Origin of the sequence: Streptomyces capillispiralis (assembly GCF_007829875.1) — a bacterium.
In the GTDB taxonomy this organism is placed as follows: domain Bacteria; phylum Actinomycetota; class Actinomycetes; order Streptomycetales; family Streptomycetaceae; genus Streptomyces; species Streptomyces capillispiralis.
Map to the genome: position 1 here is coordinate 6,339,708 of NZ_VIWV01000001.1, position 15,440 is coordinate 6,355,147.

Genomic DNA, 15,440 nt, shown 5'->3' on the forward strand with positions numbered 1-15,440 from the left:
CTACCTGCGCGGATGTCCCGCGCACAGCCGGGGTTCGCCCGCCGGCGGGCGGGCGGGGACACCGGCGTGGCCGTCACGGGCCGGCGGGACGACAGCCCGGGCGGCGAGCGCAGATGTGACGGCGCCCGCCCCCTCGGGTGGCCGGGCCTCAGCCCCCGTACGCCCCGGAGGCCGTCAGGCGCAGGGCCGTGTCGATCAGGGGCACGTGGCTGAAGGCCTGCGGGAAGTTGCCCACCTGGCGCTTCAGGCGCGGGTCCCACTCCTCGGCCAGCAGCCCGAGGTCGTTGCGCAGCGCCAGCAGCTTCTCGAAGAGCTTCCGCGCCTCGTCGACCCGGCCGATCATCGCCAGGTCGTCGGCCATCCAGAACGAGCAGGCCAGGAACGCGCCCTCGTCGCCCGGCAGACCGTCGACGCCCTCGTGCTGCCCCTCCGTCGGGTAGCGCAGGATGAAACCGTCGGAGGTGGACAGCTCGCGCTGGATCGCCTCGATGGTGCCGATCACGCGCTTGTCGTCCGGCGGCAGGAAGCCCATCTGCGGGATCAGCAGCAGGGAGGCGTCCAGCTCCTTGGAGCCGTAGGACTGCGTGAAGGTGTTGCGCTCCTTGTCGTAGCCCTTCTCGCACACGTCCCGGTGGATGTCGTCGCGCAGCTGCTTCCACTCCTCCAGCGGGCCGTCGGCGTCGCCGGACTCGATGAGCTTGATGGTGCGGTCGACCGCGACCCAGGCCATCACCTTGGAGTGCACGAAGTGGCGGCGCGGGCCGCGCACCTCCCAGATGCCCTCGTCCGGCTCCTGCCAGTGCTTCTCCAGGTAGCGGATCAGCTTCAGCTGGAGCAGGGAGGCGTAGTCGTTGCGGGCCAGGCCGGTCATGTGGGCCAGGTGCAGGGCCTCGGTGACCTCGCCGTAGACGTCCAGCTGGAGCTGGTGCGCGGCGCCGTTGCCCACCCGGACCGGGGCGGAGTTCTCGTAGCCGGGCAGCCAGTCCAGCTCCGCCTCGCCGAGCTCGCGCTCACCGGCGATGCCGTACATGATCTGCAGGTTCTCCGGGTCGCCCGCGACCGCGCGCAGCAGCCACTCGCGCCAGGCGCGGGCCTCCTCGCGGTAGCCGGTGCGCAGCAGCGAGGACAGGGTGATCGCCGCGTCCCGCAGCCAGGTGTAGCGGTAGTCCCAGTTGCGGACGCCGCCGATGTCCTCGGGCAGGGAGGTGGTGGGCGCGGCGACGATGCCGCCGGTCGGGGCGTACGTCAGGGCCTTCAGCGTGATCAGGGAGCGGATCACGGCCTCGCGGTAGGGGCCGTGGTACGTACAGTGCTCGACCCACTCGCGCCAGAACTCCTCCGTCGCCTCCAGCGACTGCTCCGGCTCCGGCAGCGGCGGCGGCTGCTTGTGCGAGGGCTCCCAGGAGAGGGTGAACGCGATCCGCTCGCCCGGCGCCACGGTGAAGTCCGAGTACGTGGTCAGCGCCTTGCCGTAGGTCTGCGCGGGGGTGTCGAACCACACCGAGTCCGGGCCCGCGACGGCGACCGTGCGGCCCTCGTGGCGGTGCACCCACGGGACGATCCTGCCGTAGGAGAACCGCATCCGCAGCGTCGAGCGCATGGGCACCCGGCCCGAGACGCCCTCGACGATCCGGATCAGCTGCGGGGCGCCGTCGCGCGGGGGCATGAAATCGGTCACCCGGACCGTGCCGCGCGGGGTGTCCCACTCGGACTCCAGGATCAGCGAGTCGCCGCGGTAGCCGCGCCGGGTCGCCCTGGGCGGCTCGGCGTCGGCGGCGTGCGCGGGGCCCAGCCGCCAGAAGCCGTGCTCCTCGGAGCCCAACAGGCCGGCGAAGATGGCGTGCGAGTCGAAGCGGGGCAGGCACAGCCAGTCGACTGTGCCGTCCCGGCAGACCAGGGCGGCGGTCTGCATGTCTCCGATGAGTGCGTAATCTTCGATGCGCCCGGCCACGTGCAACTCCAGTCGAACGGCCACGTCACCCCGCGAGGGGGTTGTCGCTAGTGCGGTCAAGGGGATTTGGGCAATGCGTCGTTGAGCTGTGAAGCAAAGCAGTCGCTCAGCCGTGAATGCAAAGTGACAATCTTTGCTCAACGAACTGACGAGCTCACGTTGTTCCGGGACTTACGGGCTGGGGTGGTGCCGTTCGGCCGGCCGGGCTCGGCAGCGAGTGTCCGAGCAGGATACGACGCACGTAGATGATCTGTGTGCCGCTCCGGACAACGAAAGTCCGCTGAATGAGTGAGCAGTGGGTGGGGGCCCGGTGTGCGGGGCACACGGGTGTCGGCGCGTGCGCGGAGCGTGGCCGGGAGCCATCCCCCCGAGGCGCTGATACGCTGGTAGCCCGTGGACCGGTGGGCCAGAAACCCCGGAACCGCACCCACAGACCGCGACCACGGGAGCCCCCTCTTGGCCATGCCGCCCAAATCCTCGACGACCAAGCACATCTTCGTCACCGGGGGTGTCGCCTCTTCTCTCGGCAAGGGGCTGACCGCCTCCAGCCTGGGCATGCTGCTCAAGGCCCGGGGCCTGCGCGTCGTGATGCAAAAGCTCGACCCGTACCTCAACGTCGACCCGGGGACGATGAACCCCTTCCAGCACGGTGAGGTGTTCGTCACCAACGACGGCGCCGAGACCGACCTGGACATCGGCCACTACGAGCGCTTCCTCGACCGCGACCTCGACGGATCGGCCAACGTCACCACCGGCCAGGTGTACTCCACGGTGATCGCCAAGGAGCGCCGCGGCGAGTACCTGGGCGACACCGTGCAGGTCATCCCGCACATCACCAACGAGATCAAGCACCGCATCCGCCGCATGGCGACGGACGAGGTCGACGTGGTGATCACCGAGGTCGGCGGCACGGTCGGCGACATCGAGTCGCTGCCCTTCCTGGAGACCGTCCGTCAGGTGCGGCACGAGGTCGGCCGCGACAACGTCTTCGTGGTGCACATCTCGCTCCTGCCGTACATCGGCCCCTCCGGCGAGCTGAAGACCAAGCCGACCCAGCACTCGGTCGCCGCCCTGCGCAACATCGGTATCCAGCCGGACGCGATCGTGCTGCGCTGCGACCGCGAGGTGCCGACCGCGATCAAGCGGAAGATCTCGCTGATGTGCGACGTCGACGAGGACGCCGTGGTCGCCTGCCCCGACGCCCGCTCGATCTACGACATCCCCAAGACCGTGCACGGCGAGGGCCTGGACGCCTATGTCGTGCGCAAGCTGGACCTGCCCTTCCGCGACGTGGACTGGACGACCTGGGACGACCTGCTCGACCGCGTCCACAACCCCGACCACGAGATCACGCTCGCCCTGGTCGGCAAGTACATCGACCTGCCCGACGCCTACCTCTCGGTCACCGAGGCGCTGCGCGCGGGCGGCTTCGCCAACCGGGCCCGCGTGAAGATCAAGTGGGTCACCTCCGACGACTGCAAGACCCCGGCCGGCGCGCAGGCGCAGCTCGCTGACGTCGACGGCATCTGCATCCCGGGCGGCTTCGGCGACCGCGGTGTGCTCGGCAAGGTCGGCGCGATCAAGTACGCCCGCGAGAACCGGATCCCGCTGCTGGGCCTGTGCCTGGGTCTGCAGTGCATCGTGATCGAGGCCGCGCGCAGCCTCGCCGACATCTCCGACGCCAACTCCACCGAGTTCGACCCGGCCACCTCCCACCCGGTGATCTCCACCATGGCCGAGCAGCTCGACATCGTCGCCGGTGAGGGCGACATGGGCGGCACCATGCGGCTCGGCATGTACCCGGCCAAGCTGGCCGAGGGCTCCATCGTGCGCGAGGTGTACGACGGCAAGGAGTACGTCGAGGAGCGCCACCGTCACCGCTACGAGGTGAACAACGCCTACCGCGCGGAGCTGGAGAAGAAGGCGGGCATCGTGTTCTCCGGCACCTCCCCGGACGGCAAGCTCGTGGAGTACGTCGAGTACCCGCGCGAGGTCCACCCGTACCTGGTCGCCACCCAGGCGCACCCGGAGCTGCGCTCGCGTCCGACGCGTCCGCACCCGCTCTTCGCGGGCCTGGTGAAGGCCTCGGTCGAGCGGAAGATCTCGAAGTAACCCACCCGGTTGTACGGTTGCCGGGGTGCGGACCCTTCCGGGTGCGCACCCCGGCCCGCCCTTTTCCGGGCCGGGCACGCGCACGACCGCTGTACGTCGGGAAGGACAGGCATGACGATCAAGGACACCCCGGACGAGTGGGAGATCCGGGGGACCGTGACCCCGTTCGTGGGCAACAAGACCTCCGTGCGCACCGACGACGTGGTCATGCCCGACGGGACGGTGGTCCACCGCGACTACCAGGTCCACCCCGGATCCGTGGCCGTCCTCGCCCTCGACGACGCCGACCGGGTGCTGGTGCTGCGCCAGTACCGCCACCCCGTGCGCCACAAGCTGTGGGAGATCCCGGCCGGCCTGCTCGACGTCCCCGGCGAGAACCCGCTGCACGCCGCCCAGCGCGAGCTGTACGAGGAGGCGCACGTCAAGGCGGAGGACTGGCGGGTGCTGACCGACGTCTACACCACGCCCGGCGGCTGCGACGAGGCCGTACGGATCTTCCTGGCCCGGGGGCTGTCCGAGGCCGAGGGCGACCGCTTCGCGGTCGAGGACGAGGAAGCCGACATGGAGCTGGCCCGGGTCCCGGTCGCGGAGCTGGTCCGGGGCGTGCTGGCCGGTGAGCTGCACAACAACTGCCTCGTGGTGGGCGTCCTCTCACTGGTCGCCGCGCGCGAGGGAGACGGCCTCGACGCGCTGCGCCCGGCGCAGGCACCCTGGCCGGCGCGACCCTTCGAGGTGTGACGCCGCGGGGCGCCCCGCGGCGCGGCACGGGGCCTGCGGCCCCGTGGGTACCGGCCACGCAGCCCCCGGCGCCCCTTTCGCATCGGCTTGTCCGGGTGTCGCCGGGCCGTAGGTCCTACGATCTGTTGATCCGATCGGGGGAGTCTCGCTCTCGGCGCCGCGCTCCTCACGGAACGTCGCAGAGGGTGAACTAGGCTCTGGAAAACGCCCGATCCGGAGTCCCGGCGGGCTTGCGCGTGCGGTGGGACGGGAGTGTGGCCCGTGACGGATCAGGCGGTGGACCCAGGCAGTGTGCGGCTCGCTCAGGACGCCGCACCGGAGGGTCGATTCCTGGGCCGTACCAGGGAGTTGAAGGAGTTGCGCGCCGACATCGAGCGCGCGGGACTGGACACCCTCTCCGGTCGCAAGGCGCCCCGCGCGCGCGTGCTGCTCATCGCGGGGCGGCCCGGGTCCGGCCGGACGGCGCTGGCCGGTGAACTCGTGCGCGAGGTCGCCCACCGCTATCCCGACGGCGTACTGCGCGCCCGCCTCAGCGAACCCGACGGCACCCGCGTGCCCGTCGGGCGGGTCGCGCGGGAACTGCTCGACACCCTGGAGGCCCCCGCCCCGGCCGGAGCCCCCGAGGACGAACTGACCGAGGCGCTGCGCACCGCCCTGGCCGACCGCCGGGTGGTGCTCCTGCTGGACGACGCGGCCGACGCCGAGCAGGTCGACGCGCTGCTGCCGGACAACGCGGACTGCCTGGCCGTCGCCGTCTCCTCGGGCCCGCTGACCGGCATCACCGACGTCCGCCCCTGCACCCTCGGCGGCCTCGACACCAAGTCCGCGGTGGAACTGCTCTCCCGGTTCACCGGGTCGGTCCGCATCACGGTCGACCCCCGGGCCGCCGAACGGCTCGCCGAGCAGTGCCAGGGCCAGCCGGCCGCCCTGGTGCTGGCCGGGGGCTGGCTCGCCGCCCGGCCCCAGGCGGCCGTCGCCGACCTCGCCAAGCAGCTGCACACGGACCCCGGGCAGGGCACCGTCGTCGGCCGCGTCCTGGGACTCGTGCACGCCTCGCTGCCCGCGTCCGCCGCCCGGATGCTGCGCCTGCTCGGCCTCGCCCCGGCCGGTCTGGTCGACCCGCACATCGCCGCCGCCCTGGCCGGCTGCTCGGTGGAGACCGCGCGCACCGCCCTGGACGACTTCGTCGCCCACGGCCTGCTGCACGCGGCGGACTCCGCGCAGCCGCCGCAGTACGAGGTGCCCTGCTGTCTGCACGCCCTGCTGCACGAGCTCGCCCGGACCCACGAGCGGCCCGCCGAGCTCCAGCTGGCCCGCGCCCGCATGCTGGAGCGGACCGTGCGGCTGCTCCAGTCGTGCAGGGCGATCACCGAGACCGACAGCCCCCAGGCGCGCGAGAAGCTCCTCGGCATGCCGCGCGCCCTGCGCTTCCCCACCCCCCGGGCCGCCGCCGACTGGCTGCGCAGCCGCCGGCCCGCCCTGCTGGCCGCCGCGCGGCTCGCGGTCGCCGACGGGGAGCTGGACACCCTCGCCCGGCGCCTGATGTCCCAGCTCGTGCGGGCCATGGTGGCCCACTTCGGCACCCAGGCCGCCGCGAGCGACCTGTACGACGTCCACGGCCTGGTCCTCGGCGTCGCCGAGCGCCGCCGGCTGCCCCGGGAGCGGGCGGCGGCCCTGCTCAACCTCGGCGACCTCGACGCCCGCACCGGCCGCACCTCCGAGGCCCTGCTGCGCTACCGGACCGCGCTGGACGCCGGACGCGAGGCGAACGACCCGTACGCCACCGGCCGCGCGATGGAATCCGTCGGCGGCGCCCATCTGGAGCTCGGTGACTACGACCGGGCCGCCGACTGGTTCGGCCGGGCGCTGGCCGAGCGGCTCGCCCGGGGCGACCGCGCGGACGCCGCCCGGCTCTACGGCCGTATCGGCGCCGCCCACACCTACGCCGGACGGTACGGCGAGGCGCTGCGCAACTGGCGCGCGGCCGTCGCCGGGCACCGCAAGAACGGCGACGTGGCCGCGCAGGCGCGGGCGCTGAGCGAACTGGCCCGGGTGCAGGAGTACGCGGGCCGCCTCGAGGAGTCGCTGCGCACCTGCCGGGAGGCCGTGGAGTGGGCGCGCCGGGCCGACGACACCCGGCTGCGGGCGGCGCTGCACCTGCGGCTCGCCGACTCCTTCGACCACCTCGGCGACCCCGCGTCGGCCGCGCTGCACCGGAGTACGGCGGAGCGATTGCTGGCCGAGGAGGCCCCGGAGGACGACTCTCAACCGGAACAACGCGCTAACACCTGCGAAATCCGCAGCACATCTGCTGAAGATTGATGCAATGAAAGGCTAGACAGCGGGAACGCCTTCATTAGACTGGCTCTGCCGCACCTTCTCCTGCGGTCTCCCCCGGTGTGCCCGAGTGTGCCCGGGTATGTGTAGTGATAGCCCCATACCCTCTGAGCCAAGGACCGTGATCGACGTGAAGGTCGGCATCCCCCGCGAGGTCAAGAACAACGAGTTCCGGGTGGCCATCACCCCCGCCGGCGTGCACGAGCTGGTGCGCCACGGCCACGAGGTCGTCATCGAGCGCGGCGCCGGCGCCGGCTCCTCGATCCCGGACGAGGAGTACCTCGCCGCGGGCGGGCGGATCCTGGACACCGCCGACGAGGTGTGGGCCACCGCGGACCTGCTGCTGAAGGTCAAGGAGCCCATCGCGGAGGAGTACCACCGCCTGCGCAAGGACCAGACCCTCTTCACCTACCTGCACCTGGCCGCGTCCAAGGAGTGCACGGACGCCCTGCTGGAGTCCGGCACCACCGCGATCGCCTACGAGACCGTCGAACTGCCCAGCCGCGCCCTGCCGCTGCTCGCGCCGATGTCCGAGGTCGCGGGCCGGCTGGCCCCCCAGGTCGGCGCCTACCACCTGATGCGCGCCAACGGCGGCCGCGGTGTGCTGCCCGGCGGTGTCCCCGGCGTGCTGGCCGGCAAGGCCGTCGTCATCGGCGGCGGCGTCTCCGGCTGGAACGCCGCGCAGATCGCCATCGGCATGGGCTTCCACGTGACCCTGCTCGACAAGGACATCAACAAGCTCCGCGAGGCCGACAAGATCTTCGGCACCAAGATCCAGACCGTCGTCTCCAACGCCTTCGAGCTGGAGAAGGCGTGCCTGGAGGCCGACCTGGTGATCGGCGCGGTGCTCATCCCCGGCGCCAAGGCCCCGAAGCTGGTCACCAACGAGCTGGTCTCGCGGATGAAGGCAGGGAGTGTCCTTGTCGACATCGCGATCGACCAGGGCGGCTGCTTCGAGGACTCCCACCCCACCACGCACGCCGAGCCGACTTTCGGGGTGCACGACTCGGTCTTCTACTGCGTGGCCAACATGCCCGGCGCGGTGCCCAACACCTCCACCTACGCGCTGACCAACGCCACGCTGCCCTACATCGTCGAACTCGCCAACCACGGCTGGGCGCAGGCGCTGCGCCGCGACCCCGCGCTCGCCAAGGGTCTCAACACGCATGACGGCAAGGTCGTTTACAAGGAGGTCGCCGAGGCGCACGGCCTCGAGCACGTGGAGCTCGCCTCGCTGCTCGGCTGAGTCGCCCGGACGCTAAGTCGACCAAGTCACCGGCCGGAGAAGTCGATACACCCCCGCATCGGGCTTCGCTCGATCGGGGGGACCCGGTCACCGGTCGTCAACCCGGCACGCCCGGCCGGACCTTGCCCGACAAGGTCCGGCCCGATGTGTGTATGGTCACTTCCCGAATCAGGGACAACTCGCCTCGAACGTAACCCTTCTACCGATTCGCACACCCGTGAAACCTGCCGTGCGACGGCCGTACGCCCTTGACAGAGGGTTGTTTCATTGCCGACACATCGGGCCGGGTCCGGCGGATTGTGTTGCTGCGGACGCCCGACACGCCATAGAGTCGCCAACCGTCGGCATGGTGCCACGCTGACCTGTCTAGAAGTTTCCTGGTCACCAAGGAGGTAAGACGACTTGTGAATGAGTCGACATTTACTCCCGGGGGTGGTCAACCAGGAATGCCTGCACCGGGCCAGGGGTCCGCGGGATTCGCTGCTGTCGGCTCCGTCGCGGTGCGCACCTTCGCAGCCCACCAGGGTCACCAGACAGCAGGGGTGACTCACCCAGCACACCGAAGCATGGATGGCCATCACGTGAACGCCATGGCCGGCGACGGAAGTGGCGCGCCCCACAACCAGTTCGCCGACTACGACGAACTGCCCGAGGGGCACTTCTACGACCCCGACGCCGAGTACGAGCCCGATCCCGAGTACGCGGCCACGCTCGCGCCCGACGCGGCGCGCCAGCGCCGCGAGCGCATCGGCCCGACCGGGCGCCCGCTGCCGTACTTCCCGATCCCGGGCCCGCTGAGCGACCACGGCCCCGCGAAGATCATCGCGATGTGCAACCAGAAGGGCGGCGTCGGCAAGACCACGTCGACCATCAACCTGGGTGCCGCGCTCGCGGAGTACGGCCGCCGGGTGCTGCTCGTCGACTTCGACCCGCAGGGCGCGCTGTCGGTCGGCCTCGGCGTCAACCCGATGGAACTCGACCTCACCGTCTACAACCTGCTCATGGAGCGGGGCATGGCGGCCGACGAGGTGCTGCTGAAGACCGCGGTGCCCAACATGGACCTGCTGCCCAGCAACATCGACCTGTCGGCGGCCGAGGTCCAGCTGGTGAGCGAGGTCGCGCGCGAGTCGACGCTGCAGCGGGCGCTGAAGCCGCTGATGGACGACTACGACTACATCGTGATCGACTGCCAGCCCTCGCTCGGCCTGCTCACGGTCAACGCGCTGACCGCCGCGCACAAGGTGATCGTGCCGCTGGAGTGCGAGTTCTTCGCGCTGCGCGGTGTGGCCCTGCTGACCGAGACCATCGAGAAGGTCCAGGAGCGGCTCAACCCCGACCTGGAGCTCGACGGCATCCTCGCCACGATGTACGACTCGCGCACGGTGCACAGCCGTGAGGTGCTCGCCCGTGTGGTCGAGGCGTTCGACGACCACGTCTACCACACGGTCATCGGGCGCACGGTCCGCTTCCCGGAGACCACGGTCGCCGGCGAGCCGATCACCACGTACGCCTCCAACTCCGTCGGTGCCGCCGCCTACCGCCAGCTCGCCAGGGAGGTGCTCGCCCGGTGTCACGCCGAGTGAGTCTGCCCGGGGCCGACGAACTCTTCCGTACGACAGGGGGGATGGCGCTCCAGGCGTCCACGCCCAGGCGTCAGACCAACGGCGATGCCCGCGTCCCCGCCCCCGCCGGGGAGAGCGACGCCGTGGCGGCCCAGGAGGACGCGCCGCAGTCGGTGCCCGCGCAGGGCGGCGACGGCGAGGGCGCGGAGCACGTCGCGGCGGACGCGGAACCGGACGGGGCCGGGGAGTCCCGCAGCCGTGGCGCGGCGGGCCCGGGGCGGCGCCCGGCGGCACAGGACGCCGCGGCCCCGCGCAAGCGGGGGAGAGCGGCGGCGCGGCGGCCCAGTGGCCGCGAGCGGCACGACGAGAAGATCACCGTGTACGTGTCCGCCGAGGAACTGATGGACCTCGAGCACGCCCGTCTCGTCCTGCGCGGCGAACACGGTCTCGCCGTCGACCGCGGCCGGATCGTGCGCGAGGCGGTCGCCGTCGTCCTCGCCGACCTGGAGAGCCGCGGGGACGCCAGCATCCTCGTACGACGCCTGCGCGGACGGTAGCGGTAGCCTGCGGAGGCCATGACCTCGAACGACGCACCCGTCCCCGCGCCCGGCGACCGGCCTCACCGCCGTCGCGCCCTGGGCCGGGGCCCGGGAGCGGTGCCGCCGGCCGGGCCGGAGGCCGCCCCCACGCCGGCGGCGCCGGGTCGGACGCCCGCGGAGGACGAGGCGGCGGCCGGGCCGGACGGGCGGCCGGCGGAGGAGAGCACCACGACGGCACCCGGGACGCCCTCCACGCCGGTGCACGACGGGGCCGTGCTCCCGCCGGGAGGCGGACACGGGGCATCCGAAACGCCCCCCGGGCCGGTGCCCGAGGGCGTGATGCCGCCGGGACACGGACCCGGCACCCTTCCGCCGGCGGCCACGGGCCACGGGCCCCAGGAACCGCCCGCCGCGGCCACGACGGTCCCGGGCGGCCCGGACCTGCCGTCGGGGCGGGAGACGGACGCCGAGGGCGCCTCTGAGGCCCGGAGGGAGTCTCCGGGTGAGCCGCATGCCGGACCCGGCGTTGCGTCGGGGGACCGGCCGGGCGGGGCGCCGGGGGCGGTCCCCGTGGGGGCCGGTGACTCCGGGAGCGCCGACGACGGCGGTGACGGCCGGTTCAAGGTGCGGCTGTCCAACTTCGAGGGCCCCTTCGACCTGCTGCTCCAGCTGATCTCCAAGCACAAGCTGGATGTCACCGAGGTCGCCCTGTCCAAGGTGACCGACGAGTTCATGGCGTACATCCGGGCCATGGGACCGGACTGGGACCTGGACGAGACGACCGAGTTCCTGGTCGTGGCGGCCACGCTGCTCGACCTCAAGGCGGCGCGGCTGTTGCCCGCCGCCGAGGTGGAGGACGAGGCCGACCTCGCCCTGCTGGAGGCCCGTGACCTGCTGTTCGCGCGCCTGCTCCAGTACCGCGCGTACAAGCAGGTCGCGGAGATCTTCAGCCGCCGCCTGGACGGCGAGGCCCGGCGCCACCCCCGTACCGTCGGACTCGAACCGCAGCACGCCGAGCTGCTGCCCGAGGTCGTCATCGGCATCGGCCCCGAGGGGTTCGCCAGACTCGCGGTCAAGGCGATGCAGCCCAGGCCCAGGCCGCAGGTGTACGTGGACCACATCCACGCGCCGCTGGTCAGTGTCCGGGAGCAGGCCGGGGTCGTCGTCGCGCGGCTGAGGGAACTGGGAGAGGCCAGCTTCCGCCTGCTGGTGCAGGACACCGACGACACGCTGACCGTCGTGGCCCGCTTCCTCGCCCTGCTGGAGCTGTACCGCGAGAAGGCCGTCGCCCTCGACCAGGAGACCGCGCTCGGCGAGCTGACCGTGCGCTGGACCGGAGGGGACGGGGACGCCGCCACCACCGTCACCGACGAGTTCGACCGGCCGCCCGAGCAGCCGAAGGAGGACAGGAAGACGTGAGCGAGGAGACCACCGAGGCCCCCGCGGGACCGCGCGCCGTCGCGGACCTCGCCCTCGGGCCCGCCCTGGAGGCGGTCCTCATGGTCGTGGACGAGCCCGCGACCGAGGAGCACCTGGCGAAGATACTGGAGCGCCCGAAGCGGCAGGTCGCGGCCGCGCTGCGGGAGCTGGCCGACGAGTACACCGCCCAGGGCCGCGGCTTCGAGCTGCGGCTCGTCGCGGGCGGCTGGCGCTTCTACACCCGCCCCGAGTACGCCCCGGCCGTCGAGGGCTTCGTCCTGGACGGTCAGCAGGCCCGGCTCACCCAGGCCGCCCTGGAGACCCTCGCCGTGGTCGCCTACCGGCAGCCGGTCAGCCGCAGCCGCGTCTCCGCCGTGCGCGGAGTCAACTGCGACGGTGTGATGCGCACCCTGCTGCAACGCGGTCTGATCGAGGAGGCGGGCACGGAACCCGAAACAGGTGCGATCCTGTACACGACGACGAACTACTTCCTGGAGCGGATGGGCCTGCGCGGTCTGGACGAGCTCCCGGAGCTCGCGCCCTTCCTCCCGGAGGCGGAGGCGATCGAGGCCGAGACCCAGGAAGGCGTGCCGTCGTTCGATCCGGACGCACCGGACCCGGACGACGGTCCACCGACGAACACGACGACGACGGAATTCTGATGCGAAGCAGTGGCAGCGGAAACAGCGGCGGACGCGGTAACCACCGCGGAGCCGGCAACAACAGGGACCAGAAGCAGGGGCAGGGCCGCCCCCGCAAGCCCCGCCCCGAGGAGCGCCGCTACGACGTCGGCCCCGGTGCCACCAAGGACGGTCCGAAGGCCGGGCGCGGCGGCGCCAAGCCGTCGCCCCAGAAGGGCGGCCGGGGCCGCACCGCCCCGGCGCGTTCGCGCGAGTACGAGACGCGGATCGAGGAGCGCAACCGCGACCGGTACGCGGACCGCAAGGAGGTCAAGCTCCCGAAGACCTTCCCGGGCGCGGAGCAGGAGGGCGAGCGGCTGCAGAAGGTCCTCGCCCGCGCGGGCTACGGCTCCCGGCGTGCCTGCGAGGAGCTGATCGAGCAGGCCAGGGTCGAGGTCAACGGCGAGATCGTCATGGAGCAGGGCAAGCGGGTCGACCCGGAGAAGGACGAGGTCAAGGTCGACGGCCTGACCGTGGCGACGCAGTCGTACCAGTTCTTCTCGCTGAACAAGCCCGCCGGTGTCGTCTCGACGATGGAGGACCCCGAGGGCCGGCAGTGCCTCGGCGACTACGTCACCAACCGTGAGACCCGGCTCTTCCACGTCGGCCGGCTCGACACCGAGACCGAGGGCGTCATCCTGCTCACCAACCACGGCGAGCTGGCGCACCGTCTCACCCACCCGAAGTACGGGGTGAAGAAGACCTACCTCGCGCACATCGTCGGGCCCATCCCGCGCGACCTCGGCAAGCGCCTCAAGGACGGCATCCAGCTGGAGGACGGCTACGCGCGCGCGGACCACTTCCGGGTCGTGGAGCAGACCGGCAAGAACTACCTCGTCGAGGTGACCCTGCACGAGGGCCGCAAGCACATCGTGCGCCGCATGCTCGCCGAGGCCGGGTTCCCCGTCGACAAGCTGGTGCGCACCGCCTTCGGCCCGATCACCCTGGGCGACCAGAAGTCGGGCTGGCTGCGCCGGCTGTCCAACACCGAGGTCGGCATGCTGATGCAGGAGGTCGACCTCTAAAGGCTTGTGCTTCCACCGCACCCCCTTTTATAGTCGCAGTGACTATTAAAGGGGGTGCGGGTGGTGGACGGCTACGACAGGCACGCCTTCGAACCCTTCGCCGTCACCGTCGACCTCGCCGTGTTCACGATCCGCGGGGGCGCGCTGCACGTCCTGCTCGTCGAGCGGGGCGAGGAGCCCTACGCCGGGCGGTGGGCGCTGCCCGGAGGATTCGTACGGCCGGACGAGTCCGCCGAGCGTGCCGCGCGGCGGGAACTGGGCGAGGAGACCGGGCTGACGGACGTGTCCGGGCTGCACCTGGAGCAGCTGCGGACCTACAGCGAACCCGGCCGCGACCCCCGGATGCGGGTCGTGTCCGTCGCCTTCGCCGCGCTCCTCCCGGACGCGCCCGAGGCACACGGCGGCAGCGACGCCGCGCAGGCCCGCTGGACACCGTACGGCTCCGCGCGGGGGCTCGCCTTCGACCACGACCGGATCCTCGCCGACGCGCGGGAACGGGTCAGCGCCAAGCTCGAGTACACCTGCCTCGCCACCGCCTTCTGCCCGCCCGAGTTCACCCTCGGGGAACTCCAGCAGGTCTACGAGACCGTGTGGGGCACCGCCCTCGACCGGCCCAACTTCCGGCGCAAGGTACTCGCCACCCCGGGCTTCGTCGAGGCCGTCCCGGGCGCCGCGCGCCTCACCGGCGGCCGCGGCAAACCCGCCGCCCTCTACCGCGCGGGCACCGCCACCGCCCTCCACCCGCCCCTGCTCCGGCCCACCCCGGAAGGACGCCCCGCATGACGCCCCACGGCACGACGAACGCCGTCACCAAGCGCGCCGCCACCGGAGCGCTCACCGGACTCGCCCTCGGCGACGCGCTGGGCTTCCCGACCGAGTTCGACGACGTCCCGTCGATCCTCGCCACGTTCGGCCCGTGGCGGCAGATGGAGCTGCCCCGGCCGGCGATCGTCACCGACGACACCCAGATGACGCTGGCCCTGGGCAGGGGGCTGCGGACGGCGATGGAGCGGGGCACGCTCGCGCCGAGACGGCTGACGCGGCCGGTGCGCGAGGAGTTCGTGGAGTGGTGGCGCTCGCCCGAGAACAACCGCGCCCCCGGCGCCACCTGCCTCAAGGCCTGCCACCTGCTCGCCCACGAGGACCGGCCCTGGCAGGACGCCTCCCAGACCGGCTCCAAGGGCTGCGGCGCCAACATGCGGGTCGCGCCGATAGGCCTGGTCCCCGGCCTGACCGACGAACAGCGCGCGGGCGCCGCCCAGGTGCAGTCGGCGCTCACCCACGGACACCCCACCGCGCTCGCCGCCTCCGACCTCACCGCGCACGCCGTACGCCTGCTGGCCGAGGGCGCCGAGCCGACCGGGCTGATCGGACTGCTGCGCTCCTACGCCTACGACAACCGCACCCGCTACCACGAGTCCTGGCTCGGCGACCTGTGGACCCGCGCCCAGGACCCCACCCCCGAACACTTCATCGCGCGCGGCTGGGACGAGTGCCTGGAGATCCTCGGGCGCCTCCAGGAGGCCGTGCGCACCGTCTCGCCGGAGACCGACCCCTGCCTGGCCACCGGCGAGGGCTGGATCGCGGAGGAGGCCCTGGCGACCGGCCTGCTCTGCTTCCTCCTCTTCGTCGACGAACCCCTCACCGCCCTGCGCCGCGCCGCCTGCACCGCGGGCGACTCCGACTCCATCGCCTGCCTCACGGGCGCCTTCGCCGGCGCCCACCTGGGCGCGGACGCCTGGCCGGCGGACTGGGCCGACCGCATCGAGTACCGGGACGAGCTGCTGGCACTGGGAACGCTCTGGGACGCCTGACCCGGCCGGGAGCGCGC

Annotated in this window: 12 protein-coding genes; 11 read left to right on the forward strand and 1 reads right to left on the reverse strand. The window is 72.1% G+C overall.

Annotated elements, in window-relative coordinates; all coding sequences use genetic code 11:
- Positions 1 to 148: 148 nt before the first annotated feature.
- Complete coding sequence (locus tag FHX78_RS27680; RefSeq protein WP_145870119.1) at positions 149 to 1,951, reverse strand: glycoside hydrolase family 15 protein; 1,803 nt, start codon at positions 1,949 to 1,951, stop codon at positions 149 to 151.
- A gap of 462 nt (positions 1,952 to 2,413) precedes the next feature.
- On the opposite strand from FHX78_RS27680, the gene FHX78_RS27690 reads away from it, so the two are divergent.
- From FHX78_RS27690 to FHX78_RS27740, 11 genes are all read left to right on the forward strand, one after another.
- Positions 2,414 to 4,063 (forward strand): CTP synthase, encoded by a 1,650-nt coding sequence (locus FHX78_RS27690; RefSeq protein ID WP_145870121.1) that lies wholly within the window; start codon positions 2,414 to 2,416, stop codon positions 4,061 to 4,063.
- Between the two features lie 111 nt (positions 4,064 to 4,174).
- A complete protein-coding gene (locus FHX78_RS27695) occupies positions 4,175 to 4,801 on the forward strand; it encodes an NUDIX domain-containing protein (protein WP_145870122.1) in 627 nt (208 codons plus the stop codon).
- A gap of 261 nt (positions 4,802 to 5,062) precedes the next feature.
- Complete coding sequence (locus tag FHX78_RS27700) at positions 5,063 to 7,123, forward strand: tetratricopeptide repeat protein (protein ID WP_145870123.1); 2,061 nt, start codon at positions 5,063 to 5,065, stop codon at positions 7,121 to 7,123.
- A gap of 145 nt (positions 7,124 to 7,268) precedes the next feature.
- Complete coding sequence (gene ald / locus FHX78_RS27705; protein ID WP_167531998.1) at positions 7,269 to 8,384, forward strand: alanine dehydrogenase; 1,116 nt, start codon at positions 7,269 to 7,271, stop codon at positions 8,382 to 8,384.
- Positions 8,385 to 8,830: 446 nt separating this feature from the next.
- Positions 8,831 to 9,967 (forward strand): ParA family protein, encoded by a 1,137-nt coding sequence (locus FHX78_RS27710; RefSeq protein WP_145870125.1) that lies wholly within the window; start codon positions 8,831 to 8,833, stop codon positions 9,965 to 9,967.
- Positions 9,952 to 10,503: a hypothetical protein gene (locus tag FHX78_RS27715; protein ID WP_145870126.1), complete on the forward strand. Its 552-nt coding sequence runs from the start codon at positions 9,952 to 9,954 to the stop codon at positions 10,501 to 10,503. The genes FHX78_RS27710 and FHX78_RS27715 overlap by 16 nt, the downstream gene beginning before the upstream one ends.
- 321 nt (positions 10,504 to 10,824) lie before the next feature.
- A complete protein-coding gene (locus FHX78_RS27720; protein WP_425282240.1) occupies positions 10,825 to 11,904 on the forward strand; it encodes a segregation and condensation protein A in 1,080 nt (359 codons plus the stop codon).
- The gene (gene scpB / locus FHX78_RS27725) at positions 11,901 to 12,566 is read left to right on the forward strand and encodes an SMC-Scp complex subunit ScpB (protein WP_145870128.1); all 666 of its coding nucleotides are present in this window, start codon (positions 11,901 to 11,903) and stop codon (positions 12,564 to 12,566) included. The genes FHX78_RS27720 and scpB overlap by 4 nt, the downstream gene beginning before the upstream one ends.
- Positions 12,566 to 13,609, forward strand: coding sequence for a pseudouridine synthase (locus FHX78_RS27730; RefSeq protein ID WP_145870129.1), 1,044 nt, complete (start codon positions 12,566 to 12,568; stop codon positions 13,607 to 13,609). Before scpB ends, FHX78_RS27730 begins: the two co-directional genes overlap by 1 nt.
- Positions 13,610 to 13,672: 63 nt before the next feature.
- A complete protein-coding gene (locus FHX78_RS27735) occupies positions 13,673 to 14,392 on the forward strand; it encodes an NUDIX hydrolase (RefSeq protein ID WP_145870130.1) in 720 nt (239 codons plus the stop codon).
- Positions 14,389 to 15,423 carry an ADP-ribosylglycohydrolase family protein gene (locus FHX78_RS27740; protein ID WP_145870131.1) on the forward strand — a complete coding sequence of 345 codons (1,035 nt, stop codon included), beginning with the start codon at positions 14,389 to 14,391 and terminating at the stop codon, positions 15,421 to 15,423. Before FHX78_RS27735 ends, FHX78_RS27740 begins: the two co-directional genes overlap by 4 nt.
- Positions 15,424 to 15,440 lie beyond the last annotated feature (17 nt).